Raw genomic sequence first — 15,628 nt, 5'->3', positions numbered from 1 at the left:
AACGTTTACGCTATGGCTTTTTGTCCATGATTCACGTATAATACCGTAAGGGAGGTGAACCGGATGTCCGATATTTATGATCGCGTAAAGCGCATCGTGGTCGAACGCCTGGGTGTAGAAGAGTCGGAAGTTACCAGCGAAGCTAGCTTCAAGGATGACTTAGGCGCTGACTCTCTCGACGTAGTAGAACTTGTGATGGAGCTTGAGGACGAATTCGATCTTGAAATCTCCGATGAGGATGCAGAGAAGATCACAACGGTGGGAGAAGTCGTAAATTACATACAATCTCATGCCTAATGATCTACGGGTCCCGTTAATGCAACGGGACTTCTCCGCATTCGGAACATCTTTTTTTTGTACGATTGTCGGAACGGGCTCCGGAAGGCGCGGCCTCTGGCCGTCTTGTGCCGCCGGCCGTTCCCGCATCCCTTCGTCCCGGCGCCCAAGCCCGCTTAGCGCCGGCAGGAGCCGGAAGACGAAGCCGACTTGGCTGAAGAGGTGAACATCGTTTTGGATCAACGCGTCGTAGTTACCGGAATGGGAGTCGTCTCTTCGATCGGTAGCGATTTGAATACATTTTGGAGCAGCCTGCTGGCCGGCAAGTCCGGCGTCAGCTATATCGAGGCGTTCGATACGACCGACTATCCGACGAAGATAGCGGCCGAAGTGAAAAATTTCAACCCCGAGGATTTCGGTATCGATAAGAAGGAATCCCGCCGGATGGACCGCTTCGTCCAGTTCGCGCTGGCCGCCAGTCTGAATGCGATCAAGGACGCGGACCTGAAGATCGGCGACAACGTCGATCCCGAGAGGGTCGGCGTCAGCGTCGGCTCCGGCATCGGCGGGCTCGGCACGTGGGAAGATCAGCATACGATTCTGATGGAGAAGGGACCGCGACGCGTAAGCCCGTTCTTTATCCCAATGATGATCGCCAACATGGCCAGCGGCCAAATCTCGATCGTGACCGGCGCCAAAGGCCCGAACACGACGACGGTGACGGCTTGCGCCACCGGCACGCACTCCATCGGCGATTCGTTCAAGATGATCCAGCGCGGCGACGCGGACGTCATGATCTGCGGCGGCGCCGAGGCGACGATCCGTCCGATCGCCATGGCCGGATTCAGCAACATGCGCGCGATGAGCACACGCAACGACGAGCCGGAGAAGGCGAGCCGGCCGTTCGATATCGACCGGGACGGCTTCGTCATGGGCGAAGGCGCGGGCGTGCTCGTGCTGGAGTCGCTGGAGCATGCGCAGAAGCGCGGCGCGAAGATTTACGCCGAGGTGATCGGCTACGGCATGAGCGGCGACGCCCACCACATGACCGAGCCGGATCCGGACGGAGCGGCCCGCTGCATGAAGCGGGCGATCAAGGACGCGCGTGTCGAGCTGGAGGCGATCGAGTACATTAACGCGCACGGCACGTCCACGCCGGTCGGCGACAAATCCGAGACGACGGCGATCAAGATGACGTTCGGCGACCACGCCTACAAGCTGGCGGTCAGCTCGACGAAGTCGATGACGGGCCATATGCTCGGCGCCGCCGGAGGGGTTGAAGCGGTCATTCTCGCCTTCTCCCTGCAGAACGGCATTCTGCCGCCGACGATCAATCTCGACCATCCGGATCCGGAATGCGATCTCGATTACGTTCCGAACGAGCCGAGGAAAGCCGACATTAAGGTCGCGCTGTCGAACTCGTTCGGCTTTGGCGGCCACAACGCCACCATTATTATGCGCAAATACGAAGCCTAAGGGCGCGAACGTGTGACGCAGGCGGCACGAGCCGCCTGCGTTTTTCCGTTGCCCGCGATTTGACGATTACGGAGGTGCTTCCGAATGAGCGATCCATTGAACCGCCTGCAAGAGCGGCTGGGCTTGAGATTCCGTGACGCCGCACTGCTGCGGCAGGCTTTTACGCATACGTCCTACGTCAACGAGCAACGGGGGCATCGCGCCGAGCACAACGAACGGCTCGAATTTCTCGGTGACGCGGTGCTGCAGCTGACCGTATCCGAGGTGCTGTACCGGATGTATCCCGACCGGCCGGAAGGCGAGTTGACCCGGCTCAGAGCGGGCATCGTTTGCGAACCTTCGCTTGTCCGTTTTGCCGAGGCGCTCGATTTCGGTCAGGTCGTGCTGCTCGGCAAAGGGGAGGAGCAAACCGGAGGACGAACCCGTCCTTCGCTGTTGGCGGACGCGTTCGAAGCGTTCGTCGGCGCGTTGTACCTGGACCAGGGCTTGAACGCGGTCCGGTCGTTTCTCGACGCGCACCTGTTCCCCCATCTCCCGAAGGAGAGCCGGCTTCCGCTCAAGGACCACAAGACGGAGCTCCAGGAGAAGGTGCAGCAGTGGAGTTTGGGGCCGCTCGAATACAAGACGGTCGAAGAGCGTGGCCCGGCGCACGACCGGGAATTCGTCGTCGTCGTGTCGGTCGGGGAGCGTCCGCTTGGCGAGGGCGTCGGCCGCTCCAAGAAGGAAGCGGAGCAGCAGGCCGCCTCTCGCGCGCTCAGGCAGCTTCAGGAGAGCGGCGCTTCGGGACAGGCTCCGGGACCGAACGGATCTCCCAAGGAACGCGAGAGGTGATGGTTAACCGATGTATTTGAAGGGTATCGAACTCGCCGGCTTCAAATCGTTCGCCGACCGCACGACGCTCGAGTTCGGACGGGGCATCACCGCGGTTGTCGGGCCGAACGGCAGCGGCAAGAGCAACATTTCCGACGGCATCCGCTGGGTGCTCGGGGAACAAAGCGCCAAGAGCCTGCGGGGCGGCAACATGCAGGACGTCATTTTCGCCGGAAGCGACGCCCGCAAGGCGGTCAACTTCGGCGAGGTGTCCATCACGTTCGACAACAGCGACAAGTCGCTCCCTCTCGACTTCACCGAAGTGACGGTCACCCGCCGGGTTCACCGGAGCGGGGAGAGCGAATACCTCATCAATAAGCAGCCGTGCCGGTTGAAGGACATTACGGAGCTGTTCATGGATACGGGTATCGGCAAGGAAGCGTACTCGATTATCGGACAGGGCCGGATCGAGGAAATTCTCAGTACCCGCTCGGAAGACCGGCGGGGCATCTTCGAGGAAGCTTCCGGCATCGTCAAGTACAAGGCGCGCAAGAAGGAAGCCCAGAAGAAGCTGGAGGACACCGAGGCGAACCTGCTCCGCATCAATGACCTCGTCGTCGAGCTGGGTGACCAGGTCGGCCCGCTGCGGGAGCAGGCGGAGAAAGCCGAGAAGTTCAAGGCGCTGAAGGAAGAGCTGAAGGCGAAGGAAATCGCGCTGTACGTGCACCAGATCGAGACGGTGCACGCTTCCTGGGCCGAGACGAACGATAAGCTGGCGAAGCTGAAGGAAGAGGAACTGGCGCTGTCGGCGGAAGTGAGCCGTCACGACGCGATGCTCGAGGAAGACCGCCAGGCGCTGCACCGGTTGGAGGAGACGCTCGAGAAGATGCAGGACGAGCTGCTGCATGCGAGCGAGGAGACCGAGAAGAGCGAAGGTTACGGCGAGCTGCTCAGCGAGCGGCTCGCCAACTTGGAGCGCAACCGCGAAGGCTTGGCCGCGAGCCTCGCGCAGGCCGAGGAGCGGCTCGCCGAGGCGGCGGCCGAAGGCGAAGCGCTGGCCGTCCGCCGCGAGCAGGCGGAGAAGGAGCTCGCGGAATTGCGCGCGAAGCTCGCGCAGGAGGAGACGAAGCTCAGCTTCGCGGAAGGCGACGGGGAAGCGGAGGAGCGGCTCAAGGCGGAGCTGTTCGACGCGATGAACGCGATGGCGCAGGCGCGCAACGACATCCGCTATTGCGAGCAGCAGCGCGATGTGCTGGAGAAGCGGATGCAACGCACGGCCGAAGAACGCGCGAAGTGGCAGGAGCAGCGGGAAGCGCTCGCCCGGCGCCGCGAGGAGCTGGAGGCGCGCTTAGCGGCTTGCACGGAAGCGGTCGTGCAGGCAAGGGACCGCTACGTGGCGGAAGGCGCCAAGTCGGCCGACTTGCAGCGCCAGCTGGAGGAAGCGCAGGCGGAAGCCCGGCGTTCCGAGCAACGGCGGGAGGCGCTCGTCTCCCGGCGGGACACGATCAAGGAGCTGCAGAACGATTACGACGGCTTCCAGCACGGCGTCCGCGAAGTGCTGAAGGCGTCGAAGCGCGGCCAGCTCCACGGCGTGCACGGCGCCGTCGCCGAGCTCATCGGCGTTCCGGCCCATCTGGAGACCGCGATCGAGACGGCGCTCGGCGGGGCGCTGCAAAATATCGTTATGGAGAACGAGGCGACCTCCCGGGCCGCCATCGCGTACTTGAAGCAGCGGCAATCGGGACGGGCGACGTTCCTTCCGCTCGACGTCATCCGGGCGCGGACGATCGGCGACGGCGACCGCCGCAATGCCTCGGAAGCCGACGGCTTCGTCGGCGTCGCGTCCGAGCTGGTCAAGGCGGAGCCCCGCTACGCGGGCATCGTCGGCAGCCTGCTCGGCAACGTGCTGATCGCCGAGAAGCTGGAGCAGGCGAACAAGATCGCTTCCCGTCTGCAATACCGCTATCGCGTCGTTACGCTCGAAGGCGACGTCGTCAACCCCGGCGGCTCGATGACCGGGGGGAGTCTGCAGAAGAAGTCGTCGAGCCTGCTCGGACGGCAGCGCCAGCTCGAAGAGCTCGAGCGCGACATCGCGCAAGCCGAGCAATCCCGGGCGGCGGCGCGCGACCGCGTCGACGACGTCAAGAAGGAGCTGTCGATCGTCAGCCAAAATATCGAACAGCTCCGGGAGCTGGGCGAGCGCGAGCGGATGAACGAGCAGCAGGCGAACGCCGAGCTGCAGCAGCTCCGCAACGAAGAGAAGCAGCACGGCGAGCTGGAAGCGGCGCTTAGCGGCGAGGCGGCCGTCATCGGCGGGGAGATCGCCGAGCTGGACGCTGCGCGCGCCGAAGCGGAAGCGAGGTTGGCCCGCCTGGCGGAAGAGGAGCGGACGCTGCAGGAGCGGATCCGCGAGGCGGAGGAGCTTCGCCGCCGCAGTCAAGCGGCCAAGGAAGAGCTGCAGGCGTCGCTGACCGAGCTGAAGGTGGCGATGGCGCGGCTGGAGCAGGACCGCCAGGCGATCGGCGAGCAGACGGCCCGCCATCAGGCCGAATGGAAGCGGCTGGAGACGGAGAAGCGGCAGCTGACGGAAGCGCTGGAACAGAACGCGGCCGAGAGCGAGCGCACCGAGCGCGAGCTGGTCGCCCAGCGCGAACGGCTCAACGAGCTGAGGCTGCAAAAGCGCGAGTTCACGGAAGGCATCGAGTTCAAGCGTTCGGACCGCGCGGAACGGTTGAAGCGGCTGGAGCTGAAGGAGAACGAGACGAAGGAGCAGCGCGCCCGCCTGAAGCAGGTGGAGGAGCAGCTTCGCCAGGCGGAGATCTCCTCGAACCGGATGGACGTGGAGCTCGACAACCTGCTGCGCAAGCTGAGCGAGGAATACGAGATCGGCTTCGAATGGGCGAAGCAGAAATATCCGGTGCCCGAAGACGTGGCCGGGACGCAGAACGAGGTGCGGGAGCTGAAGCGCCGTCTTACGATGCTCGGCGACGTCAACCTGGGCGCGATCGAAGAATTCCGCCGCGTCAGCGAGCGCTTCGAGTATTTGTCCGCGCAGAAGAACGATCTGATGGACGCGAAGATGAAGCTTCACGACATTATCCGCGAGATGGACGAGGAGATGTCCAAGCGGTTCCGCACGACGTTCGACGAGATTCGCAAGCATTTCGTCGTCGTGTTCTCCCGCCTGTTCGGGGGCGGCCGGGCGGATCTCATTCTGAGCGAGCCGGACAAGCCGCTCGAGACGGGCATCGACATCGTCGCGCAGCCGCCCGGCAAGAAGCTGCAAAACCTGCAGCTGCTCTCCGGCGGCGAGCGGGCGCTGACCGCGATCGCGCTGCTGTTCGCGATTTTGAACGTCAAGCCGGTGCCGTTCTGCGTGCTCGACGAGGTCGAGGCGGCGCTGGACGAGGCAAACGTGGCGCGTTACGCGCACTATATGCGCGAGTTTTCCGAGCAGACGCAGTTTATCGTCGTCACGCACCGCAAAGGGACGATGGAGGAAGCCGACCGCCTGTACGGGGTAACGATGGAGGAGGGCGGCGTCTCCAAGCTCGTCTCCGTCCGCCTCGAGGAAGGCGAGGACATGATCGCCACGGCTTAGGCTTAGCGCGCGAGCGCTGCTCGGGCAGCGGCGTAAACAGCCCGCGCGCATGCGCACACTGGATGCTGCAAGCTCAAAAATCGCTCTTACAGAGCGCTCACGAGCTCCGCATGAAGCTGTAAGCTCGAAAATCGCTCTTGCAGAGCGCTCGCAAGCTCCGGATGAGGCTGTAAGCTCGAAAATCGCTCTTACAGCCCGCGAGCACGCGCCGACCAAAGCCGCAAGATCGAAAATCGATATTACACCCCCGCGGTTCAGCGTAGACTGAATGACGGGGATAAGATACAAATACAGTTATTCAAAACGGGGCCTTCCCCGCTCCCGGTTGGAGGTATTATGAATGAGCTTTTTTAAAAAGCTGAGGGAAAGCATCGCTTCCAAGGCGGAGGCGGTTACGAGCAAATTCCGCGACGGGCTCGCCAAGACGCGCGACGCGTTCGTCGGCCAGGTGGCCGAGCTGTTCTCGCGGCGCAGCAAGATCGACGAAGCTTTCTTCGAGGAGCTGGAGGAAATTCTGATCGGCGCCGACGTGGGCGTGAATACGGTCATGGAGCTGATCGACGAACTGCGCGCCGAAGCGAAAAAGCGCAAAATCGAAAATCCGGCCGAGCTGCAGCCGATCTTGTCGGAGAAGTTGGTCGGCCTGCTCAAAGGCGAAGGCGAGCCTGCGAAGCTTAATATCCAGCCGAGCGGAATGACCGTCATTCTGTTCGTCGGCGTCAACGGCGTCGGCAAGACGACGACGATCGGCAAGCTGGCCTGGCGCTTCAAGCAAGAGGGCAAATCCGTGCTGCTGGCGGCCGGCGACACGTTCCGCGCGGGTGCCATCGAGCAGCTGGAAGTGTGGGGACAGCGCGTCGGTGTGGACGTCGTGAAGCAAGGGGCGGGCTCGGACCCGGCGGCGGTCATGTTCGATGCGGTGCAGGAAGCGAAGCGCCGCAATGTCGACGTACTTCTCTGCGACACGGCCGGGCGGCTGCAGAACAAGGCGAACCTGATGGAGGAGCTGGCGAAAATCCACCGCGTCATCCAACGGGAAATTCCGGGCGCGCCGCACGAGACGCTCATGGTGCTCGACGCGACGACCGGGCAGAACGCGCTGCAGCAGGCGAAGCTGTTCGGGGAGAAAAGCGGCGTCACCGGCCTCGTGCTGACGAAACTGGACGGAACGGCCAAAGGCGGCATCGTCATCGCCATCCGCCACGAGCTGTCGCTGCCGGTCAAGCTCGTCGGTCTCGGCGAGCGAATGGACGACTTGCAGGATTTCGACGCCGAGCAGTTCGTGCACGCGCTGTTCGCCGGCCTGGCGGGCGATTCGGACGATTCGGAAGCCGGAGAAAACCAGGGCTGAGCGGCCTGTCCCCTAAATGGAACATCAAAAAAATGGCAACATTCTGCGGAATGGAGCCATTTTTTTGTTGACTTAGGAATATCTTAGAGCTAGAATACTTCGTATGCGAAATATTTGTTAGCAATCTTTTGAGAAGTAAGGGATGGAGGCCGGGATGACGGATTACGAGAAGGTCAGCCTTATCTTCAAGTCGTTTCGCGAGGTTCAACAGACGTTTCACCATGCGATCTGGAAGGAAGCCGAGATCTTTGGGCTTACCCCGATCCAATTTTTCGTGCTGAAGACGCTGAATCAGAATCCGGGGGTCGGTTTAACCGAGCTTGCGGAGCTGATCTACATCGGCAACAGCGCGGCCAGCGGCATTGTGGATCGCTTGGTGAAATTGGAGATGGTCGTTCGCGAACGGCTGGAGACGGACCGGCGATCCATCGCGTTGATGCTGACGGAGAAAGGAGAGCGATTGCTAAAGCAGGCGAACGAGACTTCCATGGAGAGACTGTCGGCCTTGTTGGATATGAGCGATGAAGACGTAGAGCACTTGCTTCGCATTCATCAGCTAATCGTACAGAAATTATCAGTAGTGGAGAGAGGCTAAATTCTATGAGTCAGGTTGCTGCTCAAATAAAAAGAGGCCCCATTATGGCGGCCATCATTATCGGCGCGTTCGTTACGATTTTGAACCAGACGCTGCTGAACGTCGCGCTACCGAAGATTATGGCCGATCTGGCCATCAGCACGAACACCGCCCAATGGTTGACGACGGGCTTTATGCTCGTCAACGGGGTATTGATTCCGCTTAGCGCGTACTTGGTCGGCCGCTTTACGACAAGACAGCTGTTCATAACGGCCATGGGGTTGTTTTTGGTCGGAACGATTTTTTGCGCCTTCGCGGACAGCTTCGCGATTCTGATGACCGGCCGGATCATCCAGGCCGCAGGCGCCGGCATCATGATGCCGCTCATGTCCATCGTCATCCTGACGATCTTCAAGGTCGAAGAGCGCGGGAAGGCGATGGGAACGATGGGCATCGCGATGATCTTCGCCCCGGCGGTCGGCCCGACGCTGTCCGGCTGGATCGTCGAGCATCATTCGTGGCACGTTCTGTTCTACATCATTGCGCCGTTCGCGCTGATCGCGCTTGTGTTCGGCATTCTCTTCATGAGGAATGTCGGCCAACTGACGAACCCGAAGCTGAATACGCTCGGCGTCATCCTGTCGACGCTCGGCTTCGGCGGCCTGCTGTTCGGCTTCAGCGAAGCGGGCAACAACGGCTGGAACAACGCGACGGTTATCGTCAGCCTGATCGTCGGCTTTGTCGCCGTGATTCTGTTCGTTTTCAAGGAACTGCTATTCTCGAAAACGCCGCTGCTTGAGTTTCGGGTGTTCAAATACGACATGTTCGCGCTGACGACCGTCATCAACATTCTGATTACGATGGCGATGTACGCGGGCATGATTCTGACGCCGATCTACATGCAGAACATTCTCGGCCTGTCGCCGGTCAAATCGGGGTTGGCTCTGCTCCCCGGCGCCATTCTGATGGGGATCATGTCTCCGGTAACGGGCGCCGTCTTCGACAAAATCGGCGCTCGCTGGCTCGCCGTCATCGGTCTGGTGATAACCGCTGCGACGACGTGGGAGTTCGGGCAATTGACGGTCGATACGACGTATACGCATATGGTCGTCATCTATACGATCCGGATGTTCGGCATGTCCTTGCTGATGATGCCGATTCAGACGGCCGGCTTGAACCAGCTGCCGCAGCGGCTGAACCCGCACGGCTCGGCCATGTCCCAGACGCTTCGGACGGTTGGCGGCGCGCTCGGCACCGCATGGCTCGTGACGGTCATGTCCAACAAGGCGAAGGACGTCGCCAAGGAATTGGTTATCGCCGGCAAGATCGACCCGAACGACAAGGTCAAAATGCTCGACGTCACCAACCATGCGACTGTCAGCGGCATCAACCACGCGTTCCTGTACGCGTTCTGGCTGACGATCGCCGCGCTTGCGCTTTCCTTCTTCATCCGCAAGACGAAGCCGCAGAAGGACTTCGCGGCCAGCGCGGAGACGCAAAGCGGAACCGCCGCTTCGACGCATTCCTGATCGTTCCTTTACTTCCGCCTCTTTCGGCCCTCGAGGGTTCGAAAGAGGCTTTTTTGCGTTGCGCTCGCGGACCGAAGGTCCAAGGGAGCCGAAGGCGATTTTCACGCCTTAGATTACCTTCTCTTAATTTCCCGAACGAACCGTGCGCAAAACCCAAAAAGGCAAACTTGTGTTATGAAATATAACAAAATCGCCCCGCCTCCGTTGCCGCCCGGAATCGCGAGCGCCTACAATGGGCTCAGAACATTCGGAACATCGAGAGAGGCGGGGGGATTCGAAAGGCATGCTGCTCACGTTATGGAATCTGTTTAAAGCGTTCGGCGTGGCAACGCTGCTCGGCTACGGAGGCGGGCCTTCGATTATTCCGCTGTACGAGCATCAGGTCGTCAGCCGTTACCATTGGCTCGACTCGGAGGACTTCGGCCGCGCGCTGGCGTTCGGCAACGCCTTCCCGGGCCCGATCGCGACGAAGCTGGCGGCTTACATCGGCTTCAAGGTGGCCGGATGGGCCGGGGCGGCGGTCGCGCTGATCGCGGTCGTGCTGCCGACGGCGCTTGTGATGATCGCCCTGTCGGGGATCATGATGAAGCTGTCCGGCAATCCGACGATCAAAGGGATGATCCGCGGCGTGCAGCCGGTTATTTTCGTCATGCTCGCTATGCTGGCGTGGGACTTCGTCAAATACGCGTTCCAGCCGATGAACGGACCGGTTCCGTTCTTGCCGCTGCTGCTCGCAGCCGCGTTTTTCGTGATGGTGCAGTATTACCAGATCAACGCGGTATGGGGCATCGTTCTCGCTCTCGTCGTCGGCGGCCTGTTCATGAGAGGCTCGTAGATCCGGCGGCGTCATTCATATAAACGGGACATGGGAAGCCATGCGACGGGAACGCTGCTCATCCGCGAAGACGGCTTCAAGTGGGGATAAGTAACAAAAAAGACTCGGATTACCCAGGGGAAACGTCATCGTTTCAATAGCTTTTTCATAAAATAATGATAACAAATGTAATAAAATCTTACATTTAATATTGCATAATAAACGAATCGCCCCTAAAATGTTATTAAATATAACATTTGCGGAAACCGGGCACGGCAACGCGCCAGCGCCATTCCGAGGAGGGGTATCCGTGCATTTGACCGTCGAGCAAGCTTTATCCATCTATCCCTTGTCCGAAGGCAGACTGATCGCCGGCAAGTCGGGCAGCCGCCGGATCGTCAAATCCGTCAACGTCATGGACGCTCCCGACATTACCGATTGGATCAAGGAAGGCGAAATGCTGTTCACGACAGCTTATCTGATCAAGGACCGGCCGGAGGAAGCGGCGGATCTGCTCTATAAGCTGGACCAATGCGGCTGCTCCGGCCTCGGCATCAAGCTGGGCCGCTTCTGGTCCGCCATCCCGGAGCCGCTCGTCTCCCGCGCCGACGAACTCGGTTTTCCGCTGATCGAATTGCCGTATCAGTTTACGTTCTCGGATCAGATGAACGGGCTGTTCAACGCCGAGATGAAGCGCAACACCGTCATTCTCCAGGACGTGCTCGACAAGCAGGTCAGGCTGATGCGGTTCGCGCTGCAGTCCAATCCGATCCGTCATCTGTTCGATACGGTCGAAGGCGTCATCGGCGAGCCGATCGCGGTCGTCGGCTCCCGGGGACAGATGGTGTACAATTCCTCAGGCGTCCCGGACGCCGAGCTTCTCCATCAATGGCCTTGGCAGCAGCGCCACAGCTGGGTGAAGAACAAAGCGTGGCAAGCGTTCCGGGTGCCGCTCATGAAGCAGGAGCAGTGCACCGGCTACGTGCTGTTTTTCACGCCCCGCATCTTGCTGTCCCCCATCGAAGAGAGCTTGTACTTTCAGGCGGCGGAGCTTCTCTCCTTCCATTTGAACTTCAATTACGAGGACTATTTCGAGCTGTCCGTCCAGAAAGACTTCGGTCTGCTGATCAAACGCCACCTGAAGAACGGCCTGGCCATTGAGACGGTAACGGACTATGCCGTCCGATGGGAGATCGATCTGCTCGATCAGCCTTACCGCTGCGTGCTGACCGACCTGCAGGCGCCCTCGGACGCCGCCCGGGCGGAGGAGCTCGACCGGCTGAAGACGGATTTTCTCAGTCACTCCAAGCTGCAAGAACTCAAAGGGCTGCACATCGTCATGGACGAAGGGCTGCTGTCGCTGTTTCCGAGCGCCGGGGAGGACGGCGGGGACGCGATCGTCGCCGCGCTCGATTCGTGCCTGTCGGCGGCGCAGCAGAACGGGGCGAAAGGGCTGAAGTCGGCGCTTAGCGGCCGCAAGCGTTCCGCCGGCCAGCTGGCGGAGGCGTTCGGCGAATGCCGCGAAGCTCATCGGCTGTCCCGGGACTGGGGCATGGGAGATCGAATCGTCCGGTACGAGACGCTCGATCTGGCGTTTATTTTCGAACAGGTACCCCGAGCGCGTATGCAAATGTATTGCGACCGGTGGCTGGGCGGGCTGATGGGCAAAGACCCGGAGTATGTGCAAGAGATGATGCGGACGCTCGAGACGTATCTGGACAACGACGGCCAGCTGAACGAGACGGCCAAGAAGCTGTTCATTCACCGCAATACGGCCACTTACCGGATCGAGAAGCTCGGCGAGCTGCTCGACGTCGATTTCAAACGAATTAACGATTTGCTCAGACTGAAGATGGTGTTCCTGTTCCGCCGAATGCTGGCCAGGGACGGATTTCCGGCGGATCGTTACCGATAGCGCCCCAAAACGCCTTCGGCGTCTTCGGACGGCGAAGGGCTTGGCGGAGATCATTCGGAAACGAATACGCGCAGAACTTATCCATTCTGAATGATGAACATAAGCGGAGGTGCCCTCTATTGGCGAAAAAGCTCATACGCAACGCATCAATTCTGACGATGAACGACCGATACGATGTGGTAGAGGGCGACGTGCTGATCGACGGCAACCGGATTGCGGCGATCGGGCCCGATCTGCCGGCAGGCGGCGTCGATCGGGTGATCGACGCGGGCGGCAAAGTGCTCTTGCCCGGCTTCGTGCAAACCCACATTCACCTCTGCCAAACGCTGTTTCGCGGAAGGGCCGACGACCTCGCGCTGATCGACTGGCTGCGCAAGCGGATCTGGCCGCTCGAAGCGGCGCATTCGGAGGATTCGGTCTACTACTCGGCGCTGCTCGGCATCGGCGAGCTGATCCGCAGCGGCACGACGACGATTCTGGACATGGAGACCGTTCATCATACCGAATCCGCGTTTCAGGCGATCGCTTCAAGCGGGCTGCGGGCGATCTCGGGCAAGGTCATGATGGACCACGGCACGGAAGTGCCGCCTCCGCTTCAGGAGAATACGCAGAAGTCGCTTCAGGAAAGCGTCGATCTGCTCGAGAAGTGGAACGGAGCGGCGAACGGGCGGATTCAATACGCGTTCTGTCCCCGGTTCGTCGTCTCTTGCACGGAAGAGCTGCTCGTCGGCGTGCGGGATTTGTCCGCGCAATACGGCGTGCGCGTGCATACGCACGCGTCGGAGAACCGGGACGAGATTGCCCTGGTCGAGGCCGAGCGGGGGATGCGCAACGTCGTCTACCTCGATCATATCGGACTCGCGAAGCCGAATCTCATTCTCGCGCACAGCATTTGGCTGGACGATGACGAGAAGCGGATTATTAAGGAACGGGGCGTGAAAGTGACCCATTGTCCCGGATCGAATTTGAAGCTGGCGTCCGGCATCGCGGAAGTGCCCGATCTTCTGGACCGGGGCATTCCGGTCGGCATCGGCGCGGACGGGGCGCCCTGCAACAACAATCTGGATATGTACCAGGAGATGCGGCTGACCGCGTTCATCCAGAAGGTGCAGCACGGTCCGACGGTGATGGATGCCCGAACGGTGCTGCGCATGGCGACGATGGGCGGAGCCGAAGTGCTCGGATTGGAGCGGGAGATCGGAAGCGTCGAGGTCGGCAAGCTGGCCGATTTGCAACTGCTCGATCTGGAAGATTTCCACGTCTATCCGTCCTACGACGCCGATCTGTTCTCCCGCGTCGTCTATGCGGCGACCCGCGGCGACGTGGACACGGTGCTGATCGACGGGGAGGTCGTCATGTCGGGCAAGCGCGTGCTGACGATCGACCGGACGCATGTGCTTAAGGAAGCGGACCGCTCCTTGAAGAAATTGCTCGCCAGAATCGGCTGATCGAAGCCGCGTCGCCCGATTTGGCATGATCTCGCGTTGTGGAGGAGGGGATGGGAATGGATGCGTACGACGTTCTGCGTGCGGCCGCAAGCTCGGTCGAGCCGGCGGTGCTGGCGACCGTCGTCGGCGCGGAAGGCCACGCCTACCGCAAAACCGGTGCGACGATGCTGTTCGCGGCCGGCGGAACGAAAGTCGGCAGCTTGAGTCCGGGGTGTCTCGAAGCCGACCTGCAGATGAGGGTGCCTCATCTGCTCGAGAGCGGCGGCTGCGAAATCGTTACCTATAATATGGTCCCCGAAGAGGACGCCGTCTGGGGAGAAGCCGTCGGCTGCGGCGGCAAGCTGCGGATATTGCTGGAGCCGGCGACGGGGCTTCTGCGGGAGCTGCTGCGAACGGCGTACGGGCTGCTCGAGAAGGGCGAGTCGGTCCGCCTCCTCCGGTATTCGTCCGGCGCCGGAATCCGTTACGGTTTGAAGCCTGCCGCGGACGAAGGGACGGACGTCCGAGCCGGGCGGGTGGAGGAGGAGCCGTTCTTCGAGCAGACGTTCTCGCCCCGTCCGCGGCTGGTGCTGTTCGGCGCCGGGCAGGATCTCGATCCCCTGTTCGAGTTGGCCGGACGGATCGGCTTCCGGCTCGCGGTCGCGGATTGGCGGGAAGAGGCGGTGAACGCCGAGCGGTTCCCCGGCGCCGAGCTGGCGGTCGGATCGGCGGCGGACATCGCGGCCGCGCTGCGGCTGCAATCCTCGGATTACGCGATCGTCTGCGGCCATCAGCTCCGCAAAGACCGGGAAATGCTGGAGCTGCTGTTATCGGTCCAGCCCGTTTACTTGGGCGTGATGGGTTCGCGGAAGCGCATCGACTATTTGTTCGAAGGATTGCCGAAGCCGCCGTTCGTGCACGCGCCGGTCGGGCTGGCCATCGGCGGCGAAGGGCCCGAAGAGATCGCGGTCAGCATCGCGGCCGAGCTTGTCGCCGCCAGAAGCCGCAGCCGGGCCGGGAAAGGGGCGGAAGCAAATGCGGGTGTCGGGCGTTTATTTGGCGGCTGGCCGGAGCCGGCGAATGGGGACGCACAAGCTGATCTTGGAGCTTGCCCCCGGTAAGGCGCTGGGCGCTTTCGCGCTGAGGGCTATGCTCGCCTGCCGGGAGCTGGCCGAGGTTGTCGCCGTCGTTCGGCCGGAGGATGATCTGGCGTGGGCCGCCCCGGCGCTGACGCATAAGGCGCGGGCGAAGCTGCGATTCGCCGTTTGCGCGGACGCCGACCGGGGCATGGCGCATTCGCTCCGCCGCGGACTCGCCGAGGCGCTCGCGGGCCGTCCTGACGCGGTGCTGGTCGCGCTGGCGGATCAGCCGTTCGTGACCGCGGAACTGCTGGGCGAACTGGCGGCGGCGTTCGGGCGGGACCGCTCGCTCGACTACGTGGCTTGCCGCCGCGGCGGTTCCGCTCATCCTCCCGTCTTGCTCGGCGCCGCGATGTTCCCGGCGGTCGAGCGGCTGGAGGGGGATGCGGGCGCCCGCAAGCTGTTCGCCGAGGCGTCGTGGAACGGGAAGCTGGTGGATGTCCCGTCGGACCGCGTCTTCGCGGACGCCGACACCCCGGACGATCTGCGTGCCTTGCGCCGGATGACCGGGGCGGCGAGCCAAAGAGAGGAAGCAGGTTACTCACTTTAGTGGAATTCCGGGGCAGGCGCTCGGCTTAACCGGTTGGACAAAGATGCGGCTTTGCCACCGGTGCAAGCGCTTTTTTTACCCATTAGAAGTCATATAATCTGACACAAAATAGGGATAAAGTGCACGATGCACAATTAAATCCCGTACATTTCATCAGTAAAACCAA

General features: G+C 61.5%; 12 protein-coding genes. All 12 read left to right on the top strand.

Features of this window, described 5'->3' with window-relative positions; all coding sequences use genetic code 11:
• Positions 1 to 63 precede the first annotated feature (63 nt).
• A complete protein-coding gene (acpP, locus tag G485_RS0100705; protein ID WP_027090920.1) occupies positions 64 to 297 on the top strand; it encodes an acyl carrier protein in 234 nt (77 codons plus the stop codon).
• A gap of 213 nt (positions 298 to 510) precedes the next feature.
• Positions 511 to 1,752: a beta-ketoacyl-ACP synthase II gene (fabF, locus tag G485_RS0100700; protein WP_027090919.1), complete on the top strand. Its 1,242-nt coding sequence runs from the start codon at positions 511 to 513 to the stop codon at positions 1,750 to 1,752.
• 84 nt (positions 1,753 to 1,836) lie between these two features.
• A complete protein-coding gene (gene rnc / locus G485_RS24665) occupies positions 1,837 to 2,583 on the top strand; it encodes a ribonuclease III (RefSeq protein WP_051317925.1) in 747 nt (248 codons plus the stop codon).
• Between the two features lie 10 nt (positions 2,584 to 2,593).
• On the top strand, positions 2,594 to 6,163 hold the full coding sequence (gene smc, locus G485_RS0100690; RefSeq protein WP_027090918.1) for a chromosome segregation protein SMC: 3,570 nt from the start codon (positions 2,594 to 2,596) through the stop codon (positions 6,161 to 6,163).
• Positions 6,164 to 6,503: 340 nt separating this feature from the next.
• Positions 6,504 to 7,514, top strand: a complete 1,011-nt coding sequence (gene ftsY / locus G485_RS0100685; protein WP_027090917.1) for a signal recognition particle-docking protein FtsY — start codon at positions 6,504 to 6,506, stop codon at positions 7,512 to 7,514.
• Between the two features lie 154 nt (positions 7,515 to 7,668).
• Positions 7,669 to 8,109 carry a MarR family winged helix-turn-helix transcriptional regulator gene (locus G485_RS0100680; RefSeq protein ID WP_027090916.1) on the top strand — a complete coding sequence of 147 codons (441 nt, stop codon included), beginning with the start codon at positions 7,669 to 7,671 and terminating at the stop codon, positions 8,107 to 8,109.
• Positions 8,110 to 8,153: 44 nt separating this feature from the next.
• Entirely contained in the window at positions 8,154 to 9,617 is a 1,464-nt protein-coding gene (locus tag G485_RS0100675) for a DHA2 family efflux MFS transporter permease subunit (RefSeq protein WP_276203321.1), read from the top strand.
• Between the two features lie 283 nt (positions 9,618 to 9,900).
• Entirely contained in the window at positions 9,901 to 10,452 is a 552-nt protein-coding gene (locus tag G485_RS0100670) for a chromate transporter (RefSeq protein WP_027090914.1), read from the top strand.
• Positions 10,453 to 10,741: 289 nt separating this feature from the next.
• Positions 10,742 to 12,346, top strand: coding sequence for a PucR family transcriptional regulator (locus G485_RS0100665; RefSeq protein ID WP_027090913.1), 1,605 nt, complete (start codon positions 10,742 to 10,744; stop codon positions 12,344 to 12,346).
• A gap of 119 nt (positions 12,347 to 12,465) precedes the next feature.
• Positions 12,466 to 13,794: a 5'-deoxyadenosine deaminase gene (locus tag G485_RS0100660; RefSeq protein ID WP_027090912.1), complete on the top strand. Its 1,329-nt coding sequence runs from the start codon at positions 12,466 to 12,468 to the stop codon at positions 13,792 to 13,794.
• A 56-nt stretch (positions 13,795 to 13,850) separates the two neighbouring features.
• Positions 13,851 to 14,894, top strand: coding sequence for an XdhC family protein (locus G485_RS24660; protein WP_084423039.1), 1,044 nt, complete (start codon positions 13,851 to 13,853; stop codon positions 14,892 to 14,894).
• Positions 14,854 to 15,462: a nucleotidyltransferase family protein gene (locus G485_RS24655; protein WP_051317924.1), complete on the top strand. Its 609-nt coding sequence runs from the start codon at positions 14,854 to 14,856 to the stop codon at positions 15,460 to 15,462. The genes G485_RS24660 and G485_RS24655 overlap by 41 nt, the downstream gene beginning before the upstream one ends.
• Positions 15,463 to 15,628 lie beyond the last annotated feature (166 nt).

The organism is Cohnella thermotolerans DSM 17683 (genome assembly GCF_000429825.1).
In the GTDB taxonomy this organism is placed as follows: domain Bacteria; phylum Bacillota; class Bacilli; order Paenibacillales; family Paenibacillaceae; genus Cohnella; species Cohnella thermotolerans.
The sequence above is the reverse complement of the archived record's forward strand: the minus strand, read 5'-3'. Positions and strand labels throughout refer to the sequence as shown.

Bases quoted from the DNA above. Each gene is read 5' to 3' on its own strand.
- acpP (WP_027090920.1), top strand. From the start codon at position 64: ATGTCCGATATTTATGATCGCGTAAAGCGCATCGTGGTCGAACGCCTG.
- rnc (WP_051317925.1), top strand. From the start codon at position 1,837: ATGAGCGATCCATTGAACCGCCTGCAAGAGCGGCTGGGCTTGAGATTC.
- smc (WP_027090918.1), top strand. From the start codon at position 2,594: ATGTATTTGAAGGGTATCGAACTCGCCGGCTTCAAATCGTTCGCCGAC.
- ftsY (WP_027090917.1), top strand. From the start codon at position 6,504: ATGAGCTTTTTTAAAAAGCTGAGGGAAAGCATCGCTTCCAAGGCGGAG.
- G485_RS0100680 (WP_027090916.1), top strand. From the start codon at position 7,669: ATGACGGATTACGAGAAGGTCAGCCTTATCTTCAAGTCGTTTCGCGAG.
- G485_RS0100675 (WP_276203321.1), top strand. From the start codon at position 8,154: ATGGCGGCCATCATTATCGGCGCGTTCGTTACGATTTTGAACCAGACG.
- G485_RS0100670 (WP_027090914.1), top strand. From the start codon at position 9,901: ATGCTGCTCACGTTATGGAATCTGTTTAAAGCGTTCGGCGTGGCAACG.
- G485_RS24660 (WP_084423039.1), top strand. From the start codon at position 13,851: ATGGATGCGTACGACGTTCTGCGTGCGGCCGCAAGCTCGGTCGAGCCG.
- G485_RS24655 (WP_051317924.1), top strand. From the start codon at position 14,854: ATGGGGACGCACAAGCTGATCTTGGAGCTTGCCCCCGGTAAGGCGCTG.